The sequence below is a fragment of the Gammaproteobacteria bacterium genome, from assembly GCA_013003425.1.
Classification (GTDB): Bacteria; Pseudomonadota; Gammaproteobacteria; order Steroidobacterales; family JABDKV01; genus JABDJB01.
Genome location: JABDJB010000115.1, coordinates 1 through 6,090, shown reverse-complemented (window position 1 = coordinate 6,090; position 6,090 = coordinate 1). Strand labels below are relative to the sequence as shown.

The 6,090-nt window shown below is 62.7% G+C and carries 7 protein-coding genes; 4 read left to right on the top strand and 3 right to left on the bottom strand.

Going from position 1 to position 6,090, the window contains the following annotated elements; all coding sequences use genetic code 11:
* The 3 genes from HKN06_14965 to HKN06_14955 form a co-directional block, all read right to left on the bottom strand.
* Positions 1-590, bottom strand: a 590-nt coding sequence (locus tag HKN06_14965; GenBank protein ID NNF62610.1) for a hypothetical protein, incomplete at its 3' end; no start/stop codon positions are given.
* Between the two features lie 28 nt (positions 591-618).
* Positions 619-1,608, bottom strand: a complete 990-nt coding sequence (locus HKN06_14960) for a FecR domain-containing protein (protein ID NNF62609.1) — start codon at positions 1,606-1,608, stop codon at positions 619-621.
* Between the two features lie 15 nt (positions 1,609-1,623).
* The gene (locus tag HKN06_14955; protein ID NNF62608.1) at positions 1,624-2,289 is read right to left on the bottom strand and encodes a sigma-70 family RNA polymerase sigma factor; all 666 of its coding nucleotides are present in this window, start codon (positions 2,287-2,289) and stop codon (positions 1,624-1,626) included.
* 118 nt (positions 2,290-2,407) lie between these two features.
* Here HKN06_14955 and HKN06_14950 point away from each other — a divergent pair, with 118 nt between their 5' ends.
* From HKN06_14950 to HKN06_14935, 4 genes are all read left to right on the top strand, one after another.
* The gene (locus HKN06_14950) at positions 2,408-3,196 is read left to right on the top strand and encodes a hypothetical protein (GenBank protein ID NNF62607.1); all 789 of its coding nucleotides are present in this window, start codon (positions 2,408-2,410) and stop codon (positions 3,194-3,196) included.
* 77 nt (positions 3,197-3,273) lie between these two features.
* Positions 3,274-4,410, top strand: a complete 1,137-nt coding sequence (locus HKN06_14945) for an efflux RND transporter periplasmic adaptor subunit (protein ID NNF62606.1) — start codon at positions 3,274-3,276, stop codon at positions 4,408-4,410.
* 9 nt (positions 4,411-4,419) lie between these two features.
* Complete coding sequence (locus HKN06_14940; GenBank protein NNF62605.1) at positions 4,420-5,109, top strand: ABC transporter ATP-binding protein; 690 nt, start codon at positions 4,420-4,422, stop codon at positions 5,107-5,109.
* A partial coding sequence (locus tag HKN06_14935; GenBank protein NNF62604.1) for an ABC transporter permease occupies positions 5,106-6,090 on the top strand: 985 nt, incomplete at its 3' end. The genes HKN06_14940 and HKN06_14935, both read left to right, overlap by 4 nt.

Sequence of the window (6,090 nt, the reverse complement as noted above, 5' to 3'; positions counted from 1 at the left end):
GGCTCGAACAGCGGCACGCCATCGAACACCACCAGCACTTCATCTTCTTCGCCACCGCGGATGTTCTGTTTGCTCGACAGTCCGCTGGTCGCAGCTCCCGGCAGACGCCCAATAACGCGTAGTGGCTCACGCCCGGTACCGACGAGCTGGTCGATATCGCTGTGGTCGAGCGCGCTCACCGCCGCGGGGCTGCCCTCGGCCACCGAATAGCGGCTGGCCTGTACAACAACGTTTTCCAGCTTCGGTCGGGCAAGCTGCGCTGTGCCCGCTGTTACCGGCGCAACCGCCTCGTTGGCACGCGCGGTTTCTATCACCAGCCAGTTATCGCCGCGACGTGCCAGGCCGAGACCGAAGCCGCGCAGGATTTCATCCAGAACCGCGTCCGGCGGTTCGCTGGCAACCGGTTCGGTAACGACACGCATATCCAGCTGTACCAGGTCGGTGCTGTAAACCACCGCCAGGCCTTCTGCGCGAAACGTCTCGATGACGGCTATCAGTGCGCGACCCGAGTAGCGCGCAGGGTCCGCCGCATGCGCGAGCGAAATGCCCATGCACAACAACATTGCCAGTAGCTCGGTACTTCTTTTCACTCTGACCTGCTGCGCCCTGCCGCCCTCCTCAGCGCTTGTCTATTGTCAGCACTGTATCGTCAAGCCGGTAACTGAGCCGGGTCGTGGCCAGAGCCAGCTCGAGTGTTTCCAGCGGTCCCGAGCCGGCCACGGAACCACTGATAGAGGCCGCAGCCGCGGCATTTCGTACCAGTGCATCCGCGTAGCGCAGTTCGCGCCCCGTTTCACGCGCTGCCCACTCGATAAGTTCGTTAACCCGCCTGCCGTCCGTATCAAACTGTGGCGCGACTGCCAGTGTCCAGTCCCAGCTGGCGCCGGTCGTAACAGATTCACTGCGGGCAATTGCGCCGGCGCCGACTGCAGTCAGTGACTCACCGCGCCGCGCCGACAACTCCTCTGCCTCTGTATTAAAGATCACCTCGCCGTCACGCACGCGCACGCTGGTGCGCCCATCCAGCATCGCCACTTCAAACTGTGTGCCGATATCCCTGATCACACCATCGGCGGTAGTGATTTCGACTGCCGCATCTCCATGCAGCTGTGAGGCCGTATCGACGTAGATTCGCCCCTGCTCCAGGGTGATGCCGTGTACTCCGGCGAAACGCAGCCGGGTACTGCGGTCCATTCTCACGGAGATGCCGGTCGTAGTTACCAGTCCCGCTGGCTCGCTCGAAGTTCGCAGGTCCTGGTTGCCATACAGCGTTGCCGACTGCGACAGCGGCTGCCAGACGCCGTTCATGTTGCTCTCCACGCTGCCCCGGTCGAGCGTGGCCGCCGGTCCCGCAAACCTGTCCGGCTGTGGCCCGGCACTACCCAGCCACCAGAATGCGGTGACCAATGCCGCCAGCAGTGATGCAGCCAGCGCGAGCGGAACAATCACCCGCGTGCTTGTGCGGGCCTGCTTCTGCCATTCGGCGTGCACGGCCGCATAGATTTCATCTCGTACAGCTGCAGCCGGTTCTGCCCGCGGGCCGGCCAGCCGCAACAGCCGTGACAGCGTGGCATCGTTTGTGCGTTTGTCCGATTGTGACTGGTTCATCGGCGTGCCTGTAATTCAGCGTAGTAAAAGTTCGAGGTCTGTGTGCGCGATGGCCCGAAAGCCCTCGCGGAATGACTGGCGGGCGCGAGCCAGCAAGGACTGTGCCGCAGCGTGGCTTACGCCCATCCGGTTTGCTATTTCTTCGACGGTCAGGCCCTGCACATATTTCCACTCAAGTGCATTACCCTGGCGCGCCGGCAGGTAATCAAGGATTGTACGGATCAGCTCACCAAGCTGGTCACGTTCCGCCGCACGAGTCGGATCTTCACCACTGTGGTCCAGTGACTCGAGCGCCGCCCGAACTTCAATGTCCTCGAACGGCACTTCACGTGCGGCGGTGCGCCCCAGGCGTTTGTAGTGATCACTGATTTCATTGCGGCACAGACGGCACAGCCAGGTAAATAACGCCGCCTCACCACGATAGGTACCCACGCGGGCAACCGCGCGGCACAGTGTTTTTTGCACAATCTCCTTTACCGCATCCTCGTCGTCGCCGATCCGGCTCAGCGTAAAGCGGTAAAGACGCGGAAAATTGCTGTCGAAAAACTCGTCGAATGCACGCTGCTCGCCCTGCAGCATTCTGTCGGTCAGCAATTTGTCGTTATGGGTGAGAGACACGGGCATCACTTTGGTGGATTGCACCAGTTTGACGGCCGCCGGCGCCAAAATCATTCGCTGCATGCGGTTGATTTCGGCCTGAGGCGTCGTCAAACACGAGGCCGCAGCGGAGATTGACCTGACCCGTGCTATTGAACATAAGCTAATGCCCCGTCCGGACCCGACCAGAGCGGACCGGCCGTTGAATGCGCTTGTCATCCAGGCCGGGCAGGAGTTCGAGTGCAGCCTGAGCCGCGGCTGGATCGAAGCACTGTTGCAGCATGGCACGTGCGCGGTCGTCGCGCACGAATCATGTGCCGAAATCCTCGATTTCCAGGCTGACCCGGCCACTTTTTTCGCCCTCAGGCACAACCCGCTGGACTATTTACGATTGCACGGCCGGCTGCACCGGCGCCGCTTCGACCAGGTTGTGGGTCTGGATAACACCCTGCTGGCGACGATGCTGCTGGCGGTCACCGCGGGCGCCGCAACCAGGACGAGGATCGGCGTTGGTCTGCCCGACACGCCATTCGGGGTGGACGCGCTGTTCGCAGCGATGTTCTCACGGTTTGGCATCACCCGGCCCGCCAGGCGCGCACCGCTCTCCCTGACCAGCAAAACCATTGCAGCCGCAACCACACAGCTGCGTGAAATCGGTTTTTCGTCTTCGCGTCGCGCAATCATTGTCGCACCGGCGCGCAGCGACAGCTCTGTGGTCACTGATATCTGCCGCAATCCGGTATCCGATGCATTGCTTCCGGTGATGCTGTTACCGGCGGGCGGCGAACTGGAATTGATCAGCAGCCTGCGTGGCCGCGCCTATGCAATCCCGGCCGGCAGCATGGCGATGCGGGCGGCATTGATCGGCCAGTCGCGCCTGGTCGTGTCAGATCACCCGGCCACGCTCGAACTGGCCGCATTGATGGGGACACCGACGCAGCCCGAAAACCATGGCCTGAGCTACCGCCCGCACCCGGACGTGACCGGCTGAGACTCGCCGGACAGGCGATTCGACGCTCACGGCAACTACATATGTCGCGCGACCGGCCGGCCCGGTAAACTGCGCTGATGGGTAAAACAGTCCGCCGCTCACTCTGGTTGCTGGCAATTCTCGTGGTTGCAGCCTTGTTGTACCTGTACTTCACGCGGCCTCAGCCGGTACCGGTGACGCTGGCCACCGTCGAGACTGCCCAGGTGCGCTCGGTCGTGGCGAACACCCGTGCCGGCACCGTCAAGGCATGTAACCGGGCGCGGCTGGCGCCGGCACTGGGAGGCCAGATTGCCATATTGCACGTCCACGAAGGCAATACCGTGGAAGCCGGTGAGCCACTGCTGGAGCTGTGGAACGACGACCTGAAAGCCGATCTGCTGCTGGCGCAGCGCGATGCAGCCGCAACGGCGGCGCGCGCGGAGGAAGCATGCGTCCGCGCCGATGTGGCACGACGCGAATCCACCCGCATTGCTCGTTTGCGCCAGCAGGGACTCACTTCAGTCGAAGCTGCCGACAGTGCCGATGGTGCGGCACGGGCAACGCGCGCAGCGTGCAAGGCGGCACGCGCGCAAACCACGGTGAGCGACGCGCGCGTCGACCGTGCAAACGCGGCGCTGGAACGCACCATCCTGCGGGCACCCTTTACCGGCACCGTTGCCGAGGTCAATGGGGAAGTCGGCGAATTTGTTACGCCCTCCCCGGTTGGCATCCCTACTCCGCCGGCCATTGACCTGATCGATAACTCCTGCCTGTACATCGCAGCACCGATCGACGAGGTCGACGCGCCGGCGATACGTGCCGGCATGCAGGCACGCATCACGCTGGATGCCTTTCCTGATCGTGACTTTCCCGGCACCGTGCGGCGTGTCGCGCCCTATGTGCTTGACCTGGAAAAGCAGGCACGCACGGTTGAAATCGAGGCCGTTATCGACACGCCCGGTAACAACCTGCTGCCCGGTTACAGTGCCGACGTGGAAGTGCTGATCGAGTCCCGTGATGACGTCCTGCGCGTTCCAACTCAAGCTATCATTAACAAGAACAAGGTGCTGTTGTTTATCGAAGCCGATGAAACACTGGAAGAACGCCAGGTCAGCACCGGGCTCAGTAACTGGGAGCACACCGAAATAACCAGTGGCCTGGCGGCCGGTGATCGTATCGTGCTGTCAGTCGATCGCGAAGGCGTCGAGGCTGGCGCGCTGGTCGCGCCGGAGTAACCGGTGCCACTGATCGAGCTGCAGGCCGTCGACCGCATCTTCGAGGTCGGTGACGAACACGTGCACGCGCTGGACCAGGTAAACCTGGCGATAGAAGCCGGTGAATACCTGTCAATCATGGGGCCGTCCGGCTCCGGCAAGTCGACGCTATTGAACCTGATCGGCCTGCTCGACCGGCCAACGGCCGGCAGCTACCTGCTTGATGGCCGCAACACCACCGAGATGGACGATGCCGAGCAGGCGCACACGCGTGGTGAAAAGATCGGCTTCGTGTTCCAGGCCTTTCACCTCGTTTCGCGATTGACTGCTGCGGAAAACGTCGAGCTGCCGATGGTCCTGGCCGGAATCGTCCCATCGCAACGCCGCGAACGCGTCGAGCGCGCGCTGGCCTCGATGGACCTGACCGACCGTGCCGGACATCGGCCCGACCAGCTTTCCGGCGGCCAGCGCCAGCGCGTGGCAATTGCGCGCGCCACCGTGATGGGCCCGAACGTGCTTCTGGCCGACGAGCCAACGGGCAATCTCGATACCCGCTCGGGCGAGGAAGTCGTTGAAGTCCTGGAACAGCTGAACCACGAGGGCATCACCCTGATCATAGTCACGCACGATCAGGACCTCGGCAGGCGCGCCAGGCGCCGGCTGCACATGGTCGACGGCCGCATCGTCGAGGACATCAGCTCGCAGCAGACGCCGGCATGAGAACTTCGGACCTTTTGCAGCAGTCCATGCTGGCTTTGTGGCGTACCCGCGGACGCACCGCACTGATGCTGCTCGCAATGGCCATCGGTGTCGCTGCGGTAGTCGTGCTCACCTCGCTCGGCGAAGGAGCGCGGCGCTATGTCACCGGCGAGTTCGCCTCGCTTGGCACCAACCTGCTCATCGTCATCCCCGGTCGCTCTGAAACCACCGGTGGTGCACCGGCAATTTTTGTCGGCCAGACGCCACGTGACCTGACGCTCGACGACGCCCGTGCAGTCGGCCGAAGTTACGCAGTCAGCCGCGTTGCCCCGGTGGTGGTCGGTTCAGCGTCGATATCCTGGGGCGGTCTGGAACGTGAGGTGCCGGTGTTCGGTGGAACAGCCGAGTTGCTGGCGGTACGACACTGGGAAATGGGCCAGGGTTTTTTCCTGCCTGACGCCGATTGGGACCGGCCACAATCGGTGTGCGTAATCGGCGACAAAATTCGCAGTGAGATTTTCGGCAACACGAATGCGCTCGGCCAGTGGCTGCGGGTGGGCGACCGGCGCTTTCGGGTGATCGGTGTACTTGGCTCGGAGGGCCGCTCGATTGGCATTGATGTGCAGGAAATGGTCATCCTGCCTGTCGCTTCGGCCATGTCACTGTTCGACGCACCGTCACTGTTCCGCATCCTGGTCGAGGCAAGCAGTCGTGATTCCATGCAGGCAGCATCACGCTTCATCAAGTCGACAATTGCAGAAAGACACCAGGGCGAGGAAGACATCACGGTTATTACCCAGGATGCGGTCCTGGCAACCTTCGACCGGATTTTCGGCGCCCTGACCATGACGCTGGCGGGTATCGCCAGTATTTCACTGGCCGTTGCCGGCGTATTGATCATGAACGTCATGCTGGTGGCGGTCAGCCAGCGCACCGCTGAGATCGGCCTGCTCAAGGCGATCGGCGCCCCGCGACGGCAGATTATCGGGCTGTTCCTGACCG

Coding starts and splice junctions, on each gene's coding strand:
- HKN06_14960 (NNF62609.1), bottom strand. CDS start 1,608: ATGAACCAGTCACAATCGGACAAACGCACAAACGATGCCACGCTGTCA.
- HKN06_14955 (NNF62608.1), bottom strand. CDS start 2,289: ATGCAGCGAATGATTTTGGCGCCGGCGGCCGTCAAACTGGTGCAATCC.
- HKN06_14945 (NNF62606.1), top strand. CDS start 3,274: ATGGGTAAAACAGTCCGCCGCTCACTCTGGTTGCTGGCAATTCTCGTG.